The organism is Cupriavidus sp. 05T41, from assembly GCF_056396525.1.
Genome location: NZ_JBFTLQ010000006.1, coordinates 121,632 through 138,838, shown reverse-complemented (window position 1 = coordinate 138,838; position 17,207 = coordinate 121,632). Strand labels below are relative to the sequence as shown.

Here is a 17,207-nt window from a genome sequence, read left to right as displayed (position 1 = left end):
CGCAAACGTTGCATTGACAGGCCACTGCTATTCCTCGGCAAAATATTCGGCAAACAGCGCCTCGACCTCGGTCCCCGCGGTGACGGAGGCCTTCCAGCCCAGGCGCGCGCCATAGGGGTCGCGGAAATTGAAGAAGCGCGACTGGACCGACCAGCGCGGCCGGTCCGAAACGTTGTATCCGGACTGGTGGATCACCAGGAAATCCAGCACGATCAGGTCGCCCGGCCGGGTCAGCGGCGCGCAGCGCTCATAGGCGGCAACCACTTTCTCGTCGTCGACCATGCCGATCTTGTAGGCACCCGACTTGGCGGCCCCGACCCCGGTCTTGCTGCACTTGCGGATCCCGTCGCGATGCGAGCCGCGGCATACTTCCACCGGGCCCATCTCCCTGGTCACCGCGCGCAGCGGGCTCCACATCACGATGCCATCGACACTCTGCGGCTGGAAGATGAACTCCTGGTGCCAATGGCTGCGGAACTGCTCTTCCTGCGGACTATCGATGCGAATGCCATAGCTGGCCGTGCCGATGCCCGCCACATCGGTTCCCCGCAGGAACTTGAAAAGGGCCTCGCCCTTCTCGGACGAGATCAGCCGCAGGAACGCCGGGATCTGCTTGACCTGGTCGTAGACCTCGCCGCCGAAGGCGCGGCTCACGCCTGTCAGCTGGGCATAGCCGGCATCGAACTGCTCCGCCGAGAAGGGCTCGCGCACCAGCGCAATGCCGTGCCGGGCCGCCACCAGGCCGATAATGTCGTAGATGGCCCGCTGGATCGGACGGATCTCCCGCTCGATATCGAAGAAGCCGGGTATCACCAGCATGCCGTCGCGCGCAAAGCGCGCGCGCAGCTCATCTGTCGGAACGAAGTCCATTGTCTGCCCCTGTCTCAATCGCTCGCCGCGGCCCCAGGCTTACACGCGCCGCAGGTAGCCATCCGGCGCCACCGTGATCTGGAGCTTGTCTTCGACCTGCCGGTCGATTTCGAACTTCAGCGGTTCGCCGTCGGCGCCCAGGACGGTCTCGCTGCGCAGGCGCTCCAGGTAGGCCCAGACCGCGGTCTTCGGATTGTTGCCCTTGCCCCACGGACGCGCGGGCGAGAGGTGTTCCGGCTGGTCTTCCACCAGGGTATCGAAGACGATGCAATAGCTGCCCTTCGCCGTCAGCGGCGCATAGGCTTCCAGTTCGGCCAGTACGTGGTCGTGCGTATGGTTCGAATCGAGAATGACCAGCACGCGCTCATAGCCGGCCGCACGGCGATGCACCTCGGCGACAATGGCGGGATCGATGCTCGAGCCCTGCAGCATGTCGATCTTGTGGGCCATCGGGTGCTTTTCGATGGCCGCGCGGTTGTGCGCGCGGATATCGATATCGAGGCCCAGCACGCGGCGGCGCGAAGCCCGCGGATCGAAGCTGGTGCCGGCCTCCACCGCATCGCAGTAGTCCAGCATCGCAAGCATCGACGCACTGAGTATCAGGGAGCCACCGTGGGCAATGCCGGCCTCGATCACCAGGTCCGGCCGCACGCTCCAGATCAGTTCCTGCATCGCCGCCATATCCTGCGGATACTGGATGATGGGCCGGCCCAGCCAGGTGAAGTTGTAGGCGTAGTTGCCCACCGCCACGGCGCACATCCAGTCCAGCGACGCACCGCGCAGGCTGGCTTCGCTGCCGAGCCGGCGGATGTTCCCCTGCACCTCCTGCTTGAACTGCTCAATCGGATTCATTTCACTCTCCATTGTCTTTTTCAACCAATACCTTGTCGATGCGCCCGCCGATCTGGGCGCCCATGTACAGGCATTCGGCGTAGTGGCGGGGAAAGCCCGCCCGCTCCATTGCCGCAACCGTCTGTGCGATGTCGTAGTCAACGCGGTGCAAGGCAATCTCGTACCCGTCCAGCACCGCGAATGCCGCGCGCGGATCGCCGTCGCGGGGCTGCCCCACCGATCCGGGGTTGCAGTACGTCTTCTCGCCGAACACCGCCAGCGTCTGCACATGCGTATGGCCCGAGAAGAGATTGCGCGCCTGTGGCGGCACGGTGTGCGCGTCCACGCGGTACAGATACTCGTCGAGCGGATCGTTCCAGCCGCCGTGGACAAAATAGTTCAGTGCTTCCGTATGGATGGACACCGAGCGCGCCAGCCACGCGACCTGCTCCACGCTCACCACGGTGCGCTGGTATGCCATGATCTGCGCCACCGTGCGCGAACGGGGGCAGTCCAGCGCGGCGACCATGTACTGGTCGTGATTGCCCATGACATTGATGGCATCGAGCTGGCGCAGCAGGTCAATGCATTCGCCCGGCTGCGCGTAATAGCCGACCACGTCCCCGAGCGAGATAAAGCGCTGGCAGCCGAGCGCGCGGGCAGCGTCGACCACCGCATGCAGCGCCGGCAGGTTGCCGTGGATATCAGAGAGAATCGCGATCATAGGCAACGAAGTCCTCCGAATATCGCCACGCCCGCCCATGCCTGAGCAGCGGCGCCGATGGCCTGCTGCCCTGCAGGAAGAAATCGAGCGCCATGCCCGCCTCGTTGTAGCCGAACGCGGTCCGCAGCGAAGTGCTGCTGGAGAAGCGCGGATTGATCTCGAGCAGGTAGGGCACGCTGCCCTCCTTGCGGAACTGGTAATTGGTGGGGCCGAGCGGGCGGAAATGCCGGGTCAGGACCTGCGTGGCGGACTCGATGTCGGCGTCGCGCACCGTCTCCACATAGCCCGTGCTGCCGGCCGCCGACAACCTGCGCCTGAAGACGATGGGCGGCACCATGCCGCCGTCGCCGAAGCCGAACAACCCGACCGTGTATTCGGCGTCGTCCGTGCCGACGATGCGCTGGACCATGGCGCTGTCGCCCTGCTTGCGGCGCCAGTAGTCATAGTCCGGTTCGTCATGCAGCCGCACGATGCCACGCGAGCCGTTGCCGTCGCGTGGCTTCATCAACAGGGGCGCCGGGCCCAGCGCACCGACCAGCTCCTCCCAGCTGCCGTCGATGCGGCTGGGAATCGAAGGCAGGCCAAGCGCCTCGATGGCCTGGCCGCAGCGCCACTTGTCCGCACTGAGCCTGACCAGCGCAGCCTGGTTCAGCCCGAGCACCACGCCGAGGCTGTCGAAGAAGGCGCGCTCCCGGTCCATCAGGGACACATCGACCTCGAGCGCCGGCAGGATCAGCTGCGCCCCTTCCCGCTGCACGAGATCGCGCCAGAAATCGAGATAGGCGGGATCGGACTCCTCGCACGGCGGCTTGGCGCGGAAGGCATCGCACAGGTAGCTGCCCATCGATCCGGCGTTGCGGTCGACGCCGACGATGCGCACCGGCCGGCCACAGGCGCGCAGGCTCTTCACCACACCCTGTCCGATGATGGCGCCGACGCCGGTTACGATGACGGTCACGGTCATTGCAGCTGCGCTTCCACCAGCAAGGCCACGCACAGGTCGGGAAACCCGACGCCGACCTTGAGCATGGCCTGCATGTTCGCGCGCATGTCCGGCAGTGTCTTGAGCACGCTCAGCGGCAGCGGCTTCAGGTAGATGCCTTCCTCATGCGTGATGGCGTAGCCATGCTCGTTCAGCACGGCGCGCAGGGTGTCGCGGCAGTACTGGCGCTGGTGCCCGAGAGCGATGTCGTTGGCGTTCAGGCTGTAGATATCGTCGATCAGCCCGAGCTCGAGACCCAGCCGCCGGTTCATCGACTTGGCGTTGGGCACGGCCACATAGACCTTGCCGCCGGGCTTGAGGAAACGGCGATAGCGCGCCAGCAGCAGGCCGGGATCGTCGACGTGCTCGAGGATGAAGCCCATGACGATCACGTCGAAACGCTGTTCGGTCTCGAAGGTCTCGAAGTAATCCAGCACCACCGTGTGGGCCAGCTCCGGATGACGCTTGCCGAACAGCTCGATGACGAGCGGCGAGCCTTCCACGATGACATGCCGGTCGCACCGCTGGTCGAACGCGGACGCGGTGAAGCCGTGGCCCAGGCCGAGTTCGAGCAATGCCTCGCAATGTCCGAACCGCTCGATGATGCGGCCGGGATACCAGTTCAGTACCAGGTCGTTCTCGAGCTCCGTCGCGGAGTTCGGCAGATACTCGGTAGCTACTGCGTCAAGATGGTTCATGACTCTTCAGTCTTGGGGTTCAGTGGGCCGGCGCGCACGCCTGGCGCTGCATCATGTCGCGCCAGGCGATCGTTCCGGAGCAGATCTGGCTCGCCCCGGCGCGGCCGCAGTTGGCGACCAGGTCCAGGCCCGAGACGTAGGGGGTGAAGGCACCGTGGCGCTGCGGGTACGGGTGCATGGCGTAGTCCATGTATTCGACGGTCACCGCATTGCGCTCGAACAGTTCGTGGTCGAGATAGTTGCGCGCGCCGTGGCCGGTGATGTAGCGACCTGCCTCCATCCGCTTGCACACATCCAGCACGCGCTGGCTCTTCTCGCCGGGGATGCCGAGCGCCGACGAGCGGGCGAACGGCTTGCCGCCGGCCACGCCGAAATAGTCCGCGAGCGCCAGCATGGAAGCCTGGGTCAGCTCGGAAAGCGACGTGGTGGGCAAGGCCAGGACTTCGTCCACCAGGGCCAGCATGTCCTGCACGTGCGGCGCATCGCGGTAAGCCTGCCGCAGCAGCTCCCGATGCTGTGCGCGCCAGCCGGTGCCGTCGTCGACCTCCACCGCGTCGATGCGCTGGCCCAGGCGGAGCCCGCGCAACGGCACGGTCATCCAGCGCATGCCCTGCGCCGTCTTGACCTGCACACGGTTGCCGAATCCTCCGCGCGAGAACTGCACGTCGTCGTAGAAGACAAAGGTATCGGCCAGCCGCACCTGCTCGAGCATGCCCACCCACGGGAAGTACATGGGCTGCGATATCACCAGGCGGGTGCCATGGAGGGAATCTGTCATGTCTGGGATCGGGTCCTGCGCCGTCATGCCGCGGCAGGGATATAGCGGATTTCGGGGACCGCGACCGCGAACGTTCCGCCCCATTCGGCGATATAGCCGTGCTGCCGGACCACTTCGTCCGCGATGTTCCAGGGCAGGATCAGGACCACATCCGGACAGTCTTCGCGCAAGTGGTCCGGGTGCATCACCGGTACGTGGCTGCCGGGCAGATGCTTGCCCTGTTTGGACGGCGCGGCATCGCATACGTAGGGCAGCAGGTCTGGCCGGATGCCCGCGTAGTTCAGCAGCGTATTGCCCTTGGCTGCCGCGCCGTAGGCGGCCAGGCGCTTGCCGGCGCGCTTTTGCTCGATCAGGAACACGGTAAGCGCATCCTTGAGCCGGTCGACGCGGTCCTGGAAGCCCTGGTACGTGGCCAGCGCACGCAAGCCGAAGTCCTGCTCCTTGCCCAGCAGCGCGCCAACCGCCGGCTGCTCGGCGCGGCCGTCGTCGGCGTGGCAGGCGTAGACGCGCAGGCTGCCGCCATGGGTGGGGAGTTCGCGTACGTCGATGATGCGCAGCTGCGCGGCGGCGAGGATCTGCCTGACCGTGTGGAGCGAGAGGTAGGAGAAATGCTCGTGATAGACGGTGTCGAACTGGGTCTGCTCGATCAGCCGCAGCAGGTGCGGGAACTCGAGCGTGATGGTGCCGCCGGGCTTGAGCGCCACTTTGAGGCCCCGGGTGAAATCGTTGATGTCCGGAACGTGGGCGAATACATTGTTGGCCGCGATCAGGTCGGCTTGCTTTCCGGCCTCGGCCAGGCGGCGCGCCAGCGCTTCGCCGAAGAACTCGCGCAAGGTGGGCACGCCGATCCGCTCGGCGGCCTGCGCCGTGCCCGCGGTCGGCTCGATGCCCAGGCAGGGAATGCCGGCGGCGACGAAGTTCTTCAGCAGGTAGCCGTCGTTGGACGCCACTTCGATGACATGGCTGTGCGCACCGAGCGCCAGGTCCGCGGTGATCTCGCCGGCATAGCGTGCCGCGTGTTCCAGCCAGGTCTTCGAGGTCGACGAGAAGTAGGCGTAGTCGGCGCGGAACAGCTCGTCCTCGCGGGCATAGTCCTCCGTCTGCACCAGCCAGCAGTGGCTGCAGACGTAGAGCTTGAGCGGGAAATGCACCTCCGGCGCGGCCAGGTCGGCTACCTCCAGGTAGGCATTCGACGGCGGGGCGAAGCCCAGGTCCAGGAAGACATGCTCGAGCGGTGTTGTGCAGTGACGGCAGTTCATGGGTAAATCCCCGGGAATCCGGCATTCAGAAGAGGGTGAGACGCATCGCGCGCGGACACATCGGTGACCGGCAGCGGCCACCTGATGCCCAGCCTCGGATCGTCGTGCCGCACGCCGCCCTCGGCCTGCGGCGTGTAGAGCGCGGTATGCAGATAGAGCAGTTCGCTGTCGGCTTCCAGTGCCTGGAATCCATGCGCGCAGCCTTCCGGAATCGCCACCATGAGCGCGTTCCCGGCACTCAGCTCGAACGCCTGCCACTGCAGGAACGTGGGAGATCCGGCCCGGAGATCGAGCGCGACATCCCAGACCCGCCCCCGCAGGCAGCGCACCAGCTTCATTTCCGCGTGCGCGCCGAGCTGGAAGTGCAGGCCGCGCACCGCGCCTGCCTGGCGCGTGCGGGAATGGTTGATCTGCAGCACCTGGCGCGCGCCGATGACTTCCGCCAGCGCATCCGCGCAGAACATCCGGGCGAAGGCGCCCCGGTGGTCGGCGAACGGCTCGGTCCGCACCAGGCGGACACCCTCGATGTTTGTCGGTTCGGTTTTCATGCGGCGGCCCAGACGAGTCCGGCGCAGGCCGCCTGTTCGACATAGGCGGCAAGCTGCGAACGGGTCGCTGCCGTGCCACGGGCCTGGAACTGGCGGTACCAGGCGGCGGTGGCGCCCAGCGCCTCGTCCAGCTGCCAGACCGGGGTCCAGCCAAGCCGGGCGCGCGCCTTCGACCAATCCAGCGCGAGCAGCCCCGACTCATGGGGCTGCGGCTGGCTTGCCACGCGCCACGCCAGCTCCGGCCAGTGCGCCTTGAGGCGGCCGAGCACGGATTCGACGCAACAGTTACCCTCCGCCGCCGGGCCGAAGTTCCAGGCGGCGGCGCAAGCCGCATCGCCCTCCAGCAAGCGCTGCCCCAGCAGCAGGTAGCCGGACAGGCAATCCAGCACGTGCTGCCAGGGACGGGTGGACCGGGGCGAGCGGATCTCGAGCGGATTGCCCTGCGCCAGCGCACGCACCAGGTCGGGGATCAACCGGTCCGCGGACCAGTCGCCGCCACCGATCACGTTGCCGGCGCGCGCGGTTGCCAGCAGCGTGTCCGTGGCGCCGAGGAAGGACTGGCGATAGCTTGCCGCCAGGAGCTCGGTCGCGGCCTTCGACGCCGCATAGGGATCGTGGCCGCCGAGCGGGTCGTTCTCGCGATAGCCCCACTCCCACTCGCGGTTTGCGTAGACCTTGTCGGTGGTGACGAGGACGACCGCCCGCACGCCCGCGTGGCGGCGGCATGCTTCGAGCACGTTGGCCGTGCCCATCACGTTGGTGGACCAGGTCTCGAGCGGATCGCTGTAGGAGCGCCGCACCAGCGGCTGGGCGGCAAGGTGAAAGACGATCTCCGGACGGCAGGCGGCGAACGCGGAATCCAGCGCCGCCATGTCGCGGATATCGCCGCGGACATCCGCGGCGGAGACTTGCAGCAGGTCCCAGTGGCTATGCCCCGCCTGGGGCGGCAGGGCATAGCAGGTCAGCTCCGCGCCGAGCCCGGTCAGCCACTGCGCCAGCCAGCTGCCCTTGAAGCCGGTGTGGCCCGTCAGCAGAACGCGGCGCCCCTGGTAGAGGTGGCCAAATTGCGCTATTTCCATACTTTCCAGGGCGGATTACCCCGACCCCACAGGTCTTCCAGATAGGTCTTGTCGCGCAGCGTGTCCATCGCCTGCCAGAAGCCCCGGTGCATGTAGGCGGCCAGTGCGCCGTCGGTGGCCATCTGCATCAGCGGCTCGGCCTCCCAGCTCGTGCGGTCGTCCTCGATGCGGTCGATCACCGAAGGGTCGAGCACGAAATAGCCGCCGTTGATCCACGAGCCGTCACCCGCGGGCTTTTCCTGGAAGCTCTCGACCATGTCGCCGTTGAGGTTGAGCGCGCCGTAGCGGCCCGGCGGCTGGATCGCGGTCACCGTCGCCGGCTTGCCGTGGCGGTAGTGGAAGTCGACGAGCGCGCCGATGTCGATATCGGACACGCCATCGCCATAGGTGAAGCAGAAGGGCTCCTTGCCCACATAGTCGCGCACGCGCTTCATGCGCCCGCCGGTCAGCGTGCTTTCGCCGGTATCCACCAGGGTGACGCGCCATGGCTCGACATGGCGCTGGTGCACCTCCATCTGGTTATGCTTCATGTCGAAGGTGACATCCGACATGTGGAGGAAATAGTTGGCGAAGTACTCCTTGATGATGTAGCCCTTGTAGCCCAGGCAGATCACGAAGTCGTTGATCCCGTAGTGGGAGTAGGTCTTCATGATGTGCCACAGGATCGGCTTGCCGCCGATCTCGATCATGGGCTTCGGACGCAGGTGCGACTCCTCCGAGATCCGCGTGCCAAGCCCACCAGCCAGGATCACCGCTTTCATGCCGTGGCGTCCTCGCGCAGGACCTTGACACCGGCGATCTCGGCGATCGACGGCACGGGTTGCCGGTCCAGGTAGGCCAGATCCAGGCCGAACGATTGCTGCAGGAACTGGTCCAGGACGGACTTGTCGCGTCCGCACTCGTCCAGGCGCTGGCTGAGCAGGCGATACAGCGGCAGGGAGAATTTCCTCAGGGCGGCGCTCTCGATCAGCAGGTCGAGTGACCACTCCTTGTTGCCGCTCTCATGCGCCATCTCCGCCAGCGCAAAGGCCACCAGCCAGTGCCGGCTCCATTTGGCCGAGATGTTCTCCAGCAGGCTGTTCAGGTCCAGGTAGTTCCGCTCCTGCAGCAGCGAGACCACCGCCAGGACGATCTCCTCCATCGGGTGCCACTGGCCATCGAAGAAGACCCCCTCCTCCAGGCCCGCGCCGGCCGGCGGCACTTCCCGGTATTGCCCGACCAGCCCGGTCATTTCCGCCTCCAGCCAGCGCGTGAAGGCAGGCGCGTCGAACAGCGGGCTTTGCTCGAACCTCGCCCGCATCGACAGGCGCAGGGCGTTCAGCCCGGCGGGATCGCTCGCCAGGCTGGCGGCAACCTCGACATATTCTTCCTCGGTCCCGCAGCTCAGCCCGTCCAGCCCGATCGCGTGAACGCAGGACGCCGAAATACGCTCGTGGAAGGCCGTGCCGGCCAGCGTGACCACGGGTACGCCCATCCACAAGGCGTCGCAGGTATTCGCGCCGCCCGTCATGGGCGCCGTATCGAGCACGACATCGATCTGGTTGTACAGGCGGTACTGATTCAGGCCCGAGCGCGGCACGCAGATGACGCGCTCGGCGGCGATGCCGGCCGCCTCCATGCGATGCAGCAGCGGATGCCTGACCTCCTCCTTCTCCAGCCCGCTGCACTCCAGCAGCAGCTTGCTGTCCGGGCACCTGGCCAGCACCGCGCTCCACAGGCGAAGCGTGCGTTGGCTGACCTTGGCGAGGTTGATACAGCAGCCAAAGGTGACGAATCCGTTCTTGAGCGCGGGGGTTTCCTGCACTGCCATGTGCTGCTCGTACACCCGCAGCGGCGTCGCCACCAGCGGGTAGTACACGCTGGCGATCACGGGCGCGCGCAGGAGTTGCTCGGTATAGTTGCCCTCGTTGCCTGCGGGATCGCCTATCCAGTCGCTGATGCGGTACTGGACCTGGGCCATGCCCGTGGTGCTCGGATAGCCCATCCAGGTGACCTGGACCGGCGCCAGGCTGTATGCCAGGTAGACCAGCGGGGAATTGGTGGTGTAGCCGCCCAGGTCGAACAGGACATCCATGCCCGCCGCGTCGAGCGTCGACACGATCTCGCTTTCCGACTTGCCCGCCAGGTCGACGAAATGATCCGCATAGAGCCGGATCTTGGTGGTGACGTTGTCCTTGCGCCCGTTCAGGGAGAACACCGACACTTCGAAGCGCTCATGATCCAGGTTGGTCAGGAACGGGATGATGAAGTAGGCGCAAGCATGCGCGTAGAGGTCGTTGGAGATCAGCCCCACGCGGATGCGGCCGGAGGCCGGCGGGCGGCCCTGCCGCTTCCTGCCATGGCGCTTGCGGGCCAGCATGCCTGCGTAGGTCTCCGCCTCGGCGCGCAGGGTCTGCGGCGTGCTCTTCTCGTCGAAGAGCATCGTGAACAGCAGGTTGGGACGGTGCACCGGGGTATCGGGATACAGCTCGGAGATCTTCCCGAGCGCTTCCACGGCTTCCCGTACGTAGCCCATTTCCTTCATGGCGCTGGCATAGGTGGTCAGCGCAAAGATATCCTCCGGCTCCAGTTCCAGCGCCTTGAGCGCGGCGTCGCGGCTGGCGACGTACTGGTGCTGCAGGAAGAGCACCGAGCTGAGCCGGATCCAGCCGATGGCGAGCCGCGGGTCGATTTCGACGCACCGGCGCAGCATGGCGTTGGCCTGGTCATATTCGCCGTCTTCCGCCAGGACACCCCCCTGCAGCGACAGCAGCAACGCCGAGTCAGGGAATTTCTCCAGCCCGGCGCCGACCAGCTCGCGGCCCCGCTGCCAGTTCTGCGCGCCCATATAGGCACTGGCTGCCCAGAAATAGGCGTCCTGGTCAGCCGTGTCCGGGTGCTTCAGGGCCTTGTCCGCATGGCGCTGCGCGTCGCGATAGCGTCCGGCCAAGCAACTGGCGCGGGTCTGGGCAACATGGCTGGCAGCTCTCGAGCCGCCCTTGGAAGCAGTAGGGGAATTGTTCATCGCATCGACTTGAAAATCGCGACCTGCGCACACCTTGGGCACGGCGCATGGCCAGCGGAAACCGGCTAGCAGTAGTCGTCCTGTCCCGACGTTCCCGGCGTCCGTGTCGTGGGTCCCGTCGACTGCGGACCCCACCGGATGGAAACGCCGGCGGCCCTCAGACGGCCATGTTCATCATTTCCTGGTAAGCCGCCGCCAGCCGGTTGCGTACCTGCACCGCGGTCTGGAACGACACATTGGCCTTCTGCATGTCGATCATCACGTCGTTGAGCGCAACGCCGGGCTTGCCCAGTTCGAACGATTCTGCCTGGCCGTAGGCGTGCTCCTGCACGGCGCTCACGCGCGCCAGCGAGCGTTGCAGTTCGCCGGCGAAGCTGCCGGGCGCGGCGGCGGCCGAGGTGGCCGGGCTTTCCGTGCCGGTGGCGCTCTGGGCCAGCCCGCGCAGTTGCTGCAGCATGCCGTCGAGGGAAGAAATGGTAGTCATGGCGATCCGCTTGGAACCCGCCCTGCCCCCTTCGCCGGCCGCAGCCCGCCCGGGGGAAAACCGGTTCCGGAAAGAGTCAAGTCATTGAACATGGCGCGGGCGCTTGCCCCCGCCGCTGCCGGCCGGCCTGCCGGTGCGCCGCGCATGCCACAAACCGCATCCGCACCCGCCCTTTTTGCCAGCCCCCGAAGCCTACCCGCCCCGCCGGACGGGCCATTGCGGGAAATCGGGTGGAAAACGAGGCTTATTCGCAGGATTGTCGATACCCGCCTTGGCCGATGATCTGTACCGTGCCGGAGCTGGGGTGCCGCTGCCTTGCCGCGCCCCGCTCCCGGCCCCGACCTTCATCAACTATCGCGGGGAGTACGCGTGTTTTGTCAGCAGCGTGATCTTAGCCATGCCGCAGCCGGGAATGCCCAGGCTGGCCGGGGTGGACAGGGCAGCCAGAGCGGCGCCCGCCATCCGGCCCAGCCGATCCTGGCCGTGACGGGGGCGCGCGCATGAACGCCGTGACAGCCCTGTCGGGCAAATCCGAGCTGTTCGAGCGCATCAAGACCAATCCGCGCCTGCCCCTCATGCTGGGCGGCGCGGCGCTCGCCGCCGCCATCGCGGTGGGCGTGCTGTGGTCGCGGGCGCCGGACTACAAGGTGCTCTACAGCAATCTGTCCGAGCGCGATGGCGGTTCCGTCATCGCCTCCCTGCAGCAAATGAATGTGCCGTACAAGTTCGCCGAAGGCGGCGGTGCGGTCATGGTGCCTGCCGAAAAGGTCCACGAAACCCGCCTACGACTGGCCTCCCAGGGCTTGCCCAAGAGCGGCACCACCGGCATGGAGCTGATGGACACGCAGAAGTTCGGCATCAGCCAGTTTGCCGAGCAGGTCAACTACCAGCGTGGCCTGGAAGGCGAGCTGGCGCGCTCGATCGAATCGATCGCGGCGGTGCAGACGGCGCGCGTGCACCTGGCCATCCCCAAGCCCACGCTGTTCGTGCGCGAACGCCAGAAGCCGACCGCCTCGGTGGTGCTGCAGCTCTACCCGGGCCGCGCCATCGACGACGGCCAGGTTGCCGCCATCAGCTACCTGGTCTCCTCCAGCGTGCCGGAACTGACCCCCAAGTCCATTTCCATCGTCGACCAGCACGGCAACCTGCTGTCCGGCAACGGCACCAACGAGCGCATGCTCGACGCCAGCCAGATCAAGTACGTGCAGGCGCTGGAGCGCAACTACGCGCAGCGCGTGGAAGCCATCCTGGCGCCGATCGTCGGCCAGGACAATGTGAAGGCCCAGGTCACCGCCGACGTGGACTTCTCCATCGTCGAGCACACCGACGAATCGTTCAAGCCCAACCAGGACCCGACCCACGCGGCTATCCGCAGCCAGCAGTCGAGCGAATCGAACCAGCAAGGCGCGGCGCCCGTCGGCGGCGTGCCTGGCGCGCTGTCCAACCAGCCGCCCGCCCCGGCCACCGCGCCCATCGCCACGGCCCAGCCGCCGCGCCCCGGCCAGCCCAACCAGCCTGGCCAGCAGCCCGGCCAGCAAGGCCAGGCCGCGCAAACGGCGCAGTCCGGCGCCACCACGACCGCCCAGTCCGGCCCGAGCAGCAGCCGCCGCGACAGCACCACCAACTACGAGCTCGACCGCACCGTGCGCCATGTGCAGCAGGCGCCGGGCGGCGTCAAGCGCCTGTCGGTGGCGGTGGTGGTCAACTACCGCCAGAAGGCCGGCGCCAACGGCAAGATGGTGACCGAGGCCCTGCCCGCCACGCAGCTGGCGCAGATCGAGAACCTGACCAAGGAAGCCATGGGCTTCTCGGCAGACCGCGGCGACTCGCTCAACGTGGTCAACAGCCCGTTCACGTCCGACACCGAGATCAAGCCCGAACTGCCGCTGTGGAAGCAGCCTGACATGATCGCACTGGCCAAGACCGCCGCCGGCTACCTGATGCTGGCCCTGCTGGCCCTGTTCGTGTGGTTCAAGATCGCACGCCCGGTGCTGCGCAAGTACACCGCGCCGCCGCTGCCGCCGCCGCAAGACAAGAACGAGGAGCAGGCCGTACTGCTGCCGCCCGAAGAGCCGGCCAATCCGGAAGTCCTGCGGCTCGCCGCCAAATACGAAAGCGATCTCGCCCTGGTGCGCGACGCCGCGCAACGCGACCCGCGCCTGGTTGCCAGTGTGATCAAGAACTGGATGTCTAGCGATGACCGATGAAGGATTGCAGAAGAGCGCCATCCTGATGATGTCGCTCGGTGAAGATGCCGCAGCCGAAGTATTCAAGCACCTCGGTCCGCGCGAAGTACAGAGCCTGGGCCAGGCCATGGCCACGCTCAGCTCTGTCACCCGCGAGCAGATGGCCGAAGTGCTGGCCGAGTTCCGCGGGGAGACCGAGCAGTACCTGGCGCTCAACGTCGATTCGAGCGCGTTCATCCGCAGCGTGCTGAACAAGGCGCTGGGCGAGGAGCGCGCGCTGTCCGTGATCGAGGACATCCTCGAGTCGCGCGACCCGGGCAGTGGCATCGACTCGCTGAACTGGATGGATTCCACTTCGGTGGCCGAGCTGATCCGCGACGAACACCCGCAGATCATCGCCACCATCCTGATCCACCTGGACCGCCAGAAGTCGTCCGAGATCATCGGCATGTTCACCGAGCGCCTGCGCAACGACGTGATCCTGCGTATTGCCACCTTCGGCGGCGTACAGCCGGGTGCGCTGCAGGAGCTCACCGACGTGCTGACCAAGCTGCTGGCAGGCCAGAGCCTCAAGCGCAGCCGCATGGGCGGCGTGCGCACGGCGGCCGAGATCATCAACCTGATGAGCACGGCCCACGAAGAAGCGGTGATCGAGGGCGTGCGCCTGCACGACAGCGACCTCGCGCAGAAGATCATCGACGAGATGTTCCTGTTCGAGAACCTGCTCGAAGTGGACGACCGCGGCATCCAGCGCGTGCTCAAGGAAGTGGCCACCGAATCGCTTATCGTCGCGCTCAAGGGCGCGCCGGCGGAACTGCGCGACAAGTTCATCCGCAACATGTCTACCCGCGCCGGCGAAATGCTGCGCGAAGACCTCGATGCGCTGGGCCCGGTACGGGTCTCGCAGGTCGAGGCCGAGCAGAAGAACATCCTCCAGGTGGTGCGCCGCCTGGCCGAAGCCGGAGAAGTTGTAATCGGTGGTGGCGACGATGCCTACGTCTGAACGTGCCCTTGGCCAGTTCCGCGGCTTTGCCGCGGACCCGGCCTACACGAATACCCGCGGCGACCGGCGTGGCGCCGGCGGCGATGGCGGCGACGGCCGCCGTGCGGGCAGCCGTCCTGCCCCGCGGCAGGACGAGTTCGAGAGCTTTGCCCCGCCGGGCGGCCGCGCCCCGCAGAAGAGCGGCTGGCAGCGCTGGCAGATGGTCTCGCTCGATCCGCGCAAGGCCGAGCCCGAACCGGCCGAGTTCATGCCGATGGAACCCGCCCCGCCCCCCATCGACTTCGCCGCGCTGGAAGCCATGCGCGACGGCGCGCGCAAGGAAGGCTACGCCCAGGGCTATACCCAGGGCCAGACCCAGGGCTATGGCGACGGACACCGTGAAGGCTATGCCCGCGGGCTGGAAGGCGCGCGCGCCGAGGCTGGCCGCCTGCAGGAGCTGGCCGCCACCTTCAGCCACGCGCTCGGCCGCGTCGACGAGGAAGTGGCGCAGACCCTGATCTCGCTGGCGCTGGATGTGGCGCGCCGGCTCGTGCAACAGACCGTGGTTGCCGACCCCGGCGTGCTGCTGCCGGCGGTGCGCGAACTGCTCGCCGCCGAGCCGGCCTTGTCCGGCTCGCCCTGCCTGCTGCTCAACGCCGAAGACGTGACGCTGGTGGAAACCCACCTGGCGGGCGAGCTCCAAGCCGCCGGCTGGAGCGTGCGCGCCGACCCCGCGGTGGCCCGTGGCGGCTGCGTGGCGAGCGCCGCCAGCGGCGAGCTCGACGCCACGCTGTCCACGCGCTGGAGCCGCGTGGTCAAGGCGCTCGGCCGCGATGATCCGTGGGAGCCGCCCCATGCCTGACAACGCTGCCAAGCCCGATGCCGCGCCCACCGTGCCGGGCCTGCATGGCCAGCGCTGGCGCGATGCGCTGAACACCGCCTCGGCCGGCATTGCCGAGATCGACAGCAAGCGCAGTTGCGGGCGCCTGACGCGCGCGGCCGGCCTGGTGCTGGAAGCCGTCGGCCTGCGCATGCCGGTGGGCAGCGATTGCCTGATCGAGCTGCCCGGGGGCCAGTCGCCCGGCGGCAAGGCGTCCGGTCCGCGCATGGCCGAGGCGGAAGTGGTCGGCTTCGGCGCCGACCGCCTCTACCTGATGCCGCAATCCGACGTGGTGGGCCTGGTGCCCGGCGCGCGCGTGTATCCGCTCGAACCCACGCCGCGCCCCAGCGGCGACGCCACCCCGCGCGAGCCGGGGTCCAAGCGCCTGCCGGTGGGCGAAGGCCTGCTTGGCCGCGTGCTCGACGCTGCCGGCCGACCGCTGGACGGGCTCGGCCCCATCACCGCCGCCACCGAGGTCACCCTGGGCGGCGCGCAGATCAACCCGCTCGAACGCGCCCCCATCGAGACCGTGCTGGACGTCGGCGTGCGCGCCATCAACGGCATGCTCACGGTGGGCCGCGGCCAGCGCATGGGCCTGTTCGCCGGTTCGGGCGTGGGCAAGAGCGTGCTGCTGGGCATGATGGCGCGCTACACCAGCGCCGAGGTCATCGTGGTCGGCCTGATCGGCGAGCGCGGCCGCGAAGTGAAGGACTTCATCGAGAACATCCTGGGCGAAGACGGCCGCAGGCGCTCGGTGGTGGTGGCGGCCCCGGCCGATACCTCGCCGCTGCTGCGCATGCAGGGCGCCGCCTATGCCACGCGCCTGGCCGAGTATTTCCGTGACCAGGGCCGCCACGTGCTGCTGATCATGGACTCGCTCACGCGCTACGCCATGGCCCAGCGCGAGATCGCCCTGGCCATCGGCGAGCCGCCCGCCACCAAGGGCTATCCGCCCTCGGTGTTCGCCAAGCTGCCCACGCTGGTGGAGCGCACCGGCAACGGCCCCGATGGCGGCGGCTCCATCACCGCCTTCTACACCGTGCTGACCGAAGGCGACGACCAGCAGGATCCCATTGCCGATTCCGCGCGCGCGATTCTCGACGGCCATATCGTGCTGTCGCGCAGCCTGGCGGAATCGGGCCACTATCCGGCCATCGACGTGGAAGCGTCGATCAGCCGGGCCATGACCGCGCTGATCGAGCCGTCGCAGTTCGGCTCGGTGCGGCGCTTCAAGCAGTTGATGTCGCGCTACCAGCGCAATCGCGACCTGATCAGCGTGGGTGCCTATGTGCCGGGCAACGACCCGGAACTGGACCTGGCCATCCACCTGCATCCGCAGATGGAAGCCTTCCTCCAGCAGGACATCCACGAGCGCGCCGGCTATGACGCCTCGATCGGCCAGTTGCATAGTCTCTTCGAACGGAGTCAACATGGCTAAGCCATCTGCATTGAATACCTTGGCCGACCTGGCCCAGAACGATACGGATGCCGCCGCGCGCGAGCTGGGCCGGCTGCAGGGCCTGCGCAACCAGGCCGAGCAGCAGCTGGCCGCGCTCACCCAGTACCGGCAGGAATACCGCGAGCGCATGCAGGCCATCGCGCAGGACGGCATGACCTCCACGCGCTGGCAGGACTTCGCGCAGTTCCTGGCATCCCTCGACACCGCCATCCGCCAGCAGACCGAATCGCTGGCGCGCGCGGAGGCCCAGCTGCTGGCCGGGCGCGCCAACTGGCAGCAGCAAAAGCGTCGCCAGAACTCCTTCGACACCCTGATCACCCGCGCCCAGACGCGCGAGCAGCAAGCCATCTCGCGCCGCGAGCAGCGCGACACCGACGAATACGCCGCGCGCGCCGCCCGCCTGCAAGTCGCGGGCCGCCACCGCTAAGCCGCCAGAACGCACC

17 protein-coding genes are annotated in these 17,207 nt (G+C 67.3%); 5 read left to right on the top strand and 12 right to left on the bottom strand.

Going from position 1 to position 17,207, the window contains the following annotated elements; all coding sequences use genetic code 11:
* Nucleotides 1-27 precede the first annotated feature (27 nt).
* The 12 genes from AC1DKV_RS05820 to fliE form a co-directional block, all read right to left on the bottom strand.
* A complete protein-coding gene (locus AC1DKV_RS05820; protein ID WP_441613951.1) occupies nt 28-870 on the bottom strand; it encodes a phytanoyl-CoA dioxygenase family protein in 843 nt (280 codons plus the stop codon).
* Between the two features lie 39 nt (nt 871-909).
* Nucleotides 910-1,722, bottom strand: coding sequence for a cephalosporin hydroxylase family protein (locus AC1DKV_RS05815; RefSeq protein WP_441613950.1), 813 nt, complete (start codon nt 1,720-1,722; stop codon nt 910-912).
* Between the two features lies 1 nt (nt 1,723).
* Nucleotides 1,724-2,425 carry a metallophosphoesterase family protein gene (locus AC1DKV_RS05810; protein WP_441613949.1) on the bottom strand — a complete coding sequence of 234 codons (702 nt, stop codon included), beginning with the start codon at nt 2,423-2,425 and terminating at the stop codon, nt 1,724-1,726.
* On the bottom strand, nt 2,406-3,389 hold the full coding sequence (locus AC1DKV_RS05805) for an ATP-grasp domain-containing protein (protein ID WP_441613948.1): 984 nt from the start codon (nt 3,387-3,389) through the stop codon (nt 2,406-2,408). Before AC1DKV_RS05805 ends, AC1DKV_RS05810 begins: the two co-directional genes overlap by 20 nt.
* On the bottom strand, nt 3,386-4,105 hold the full coding sequence (locus AC1DKV_RS05800; protein WP_441613947.1) for a class I SAM-dependent methyltransferase: 720 nt from the start codon (nt 4,103-4,105) through the stop codon (nt 3,386-3,388). The genes AC1DKV_RS05805 and AC1DKV_RS05800 overlap by 4 nt, the downstream gene beginning before the upstream one ends.
* Before the next feature lie 19 nt (nt 4,106-4,124).
* The gene (locus AC1DKV_RS05795) at nt 4,125-4,883 is read right to left on the bottom strand and encodes a WbqC family protein (RefSeq protein ID WP_441613946.1); all 759 of its coding nucleotides are present in this window, start codon (nt 4,881-4,883) and stop codon (nt 4,125-4,127) included.
* Nucleotides 4,884-4,906: 23 nt separating this feature from the next.
* The gene (locus tag AC1DKV_RS05790; RefSeq protein ID WP_441613945.1) at nt 4,907-6,142 is read right to left on the bottom strand and encodes a methyltransferase domain-containing protein; all 1,236 of its coding nucleotides are present in this window, start codon (nt 6,140-6,142) and stop codon (nt 4,907-4,909) included.
* Nucleotides 6,139-6,690, bottom strand: coding sequence for a dTDP-4-dehydrorhamnose 3,5-epimerase family protein (locus tag AC1DKV_RS05785; protein ID WP_441613944.1), 552 nt, complete (start codon nt 6,688-6,690; stop codon nt 6,139-6,141). The genes AC1DKV_RS05790 and AC1DKV_RS05785 overlap by 4 nt, the downstream gene beginning before the upstream one ends.
* Nucleotides 6,687-7,769 carry a CDP-glucose 4,6-dehydratase gene (rfbG, locus tag AC1DKV_RS05780; RefSeq protein ID WP_441613943.1) on the bottom strand — a complete coding sequence of 361 codons (1,083 nt, stop codon included), beginning with the start codon at nt 7,767-7,769 and terminating at the stop codon, nt 6,687-6,689. The genes AC1DKV_RS05785 and rfbG overlap by 4 nt, the downstream gene beginning before the upstream one ends.
* On the bottom strand, nt 7,760-8,530 hold the full coding sequence (gene rfbF, locus AC1DKV_RS05775; protein WP_441613942.1) for a glucose-1-phosphate cytidylyltransferase: 771 nt from the start codon (nt 8,528-8,530) through the stop codon (nt 7,760-7,762). The genes rfbG and rfbF overlap by 10 nt, the downstream gene beginning before the upstream one ends.
* The gene (locus tag AC1DKV_RS05770; RefSeq protein ID WP_441613941.1) at nt 8,527-10,773 is read right to left on the bottom strand and encodes an O-linked N-acetylglucosamine transferase, SPINDLY family protein; all 2,247 of its coding nucleotides are present in this window, start codon (nt 10,771-10,773) and stop codon (nt 8,527-8,529) included. Before AC1DKV_RS05770 ends, rfbF begins: the two co-directional genes overlap by 4 nt.
* A 157-nt stretch (nt 10,774-10,930) precedes the next feature.
* A complete protein-coding gene (gene fliE, locus AC1DKV_RS05765) occupies nt 10,931-11,257 on the bottom strand; it encodes a flagellar hook-basal body complex protein FliE (RefSeq protein ID WP_441613940.1) in 327 nt (108 codons plus the stop codon).
* Nucleotides 11,258-11,757: 500 nt separating this feature from the next.
* On the opposite strand from fliE, the gene fliF reads away from it, so the two are divergent.
* From fliF to fliJ, 5 genes are read left to right on the top strand one after another with little or no spacing between them, the layout of a single operon-like run.
* Nucleotides 11,758-13,464, top strand: a complete 1,707-nt coding sequence (fliF, locus tag AC1DKV_RS05760) for a flagellar basal-body MS-ring/collar protein FliF (protein ID WP_441613939.1) — start codon at nt 11,758-11,760, stop codon at nt 13,462-13,464.
* Nucleotides 13,454-14,446 carry a flagellar motor switch protein FliG gene (gene fliG / locus AC1DKV_RS05755; RefSeq protein ID WP_441613938.1) on the top strand — a complete coding sequence of 331 codons (993 nt, stop codon included), beginning with the start codon at nt 13,454-13,456 and terminating at the stop codon, nt 14,444-14,446. Before fliF ends, fliG begins: the two co-directional genes overlap by 11 nt.
* Nucleotides 14,433-15,287: a flagellar assembly protein FliH gene (gene fliH / locus AC1DKV_RS05750; protein ID WP_441613937.1), complete on the top strand. Its 855-nt coding sequence runs from the start codon at nt 14,433-14,435 to the stop codon at nt 15,285-15,287. Before fliG ends, fliH begins: the two co-directional genes overlap by 14 nt.
* Nucleotides 15,280-16,743 carry a flagellar protein export ATPase FliI gene (gene fliI, locus AC1DKV_RS05745; protein WP_441643206.1) on the top strand — a complete coding sequence of 488 codons (1,464 nt, stop codon included), beginning with the start codon at nt 15,280-15,282 and terminating at the stop codon, nt 16,741-16,743. Before fliH ends, fliI begins: the two co-directional genes overlap by 8 nt.
* Nucleotides 16,736-17,191: a flagellar export protein FliJ gene (gene fliJ, locus AC1DKV_RS05740; protein WP_441613935.1), complete on the top strand. Its 456-nt coding sequence runs from the start codon at nt 16,736-16,738 to the stop codon at nt 17,189-17,191. The genes fliI and fliJ overlap by 8 nt, the downstream gene beginning before the upstream one ends.
* Nucleotides 17,192-17,207 lie beyond the last annotated feature (16 nt).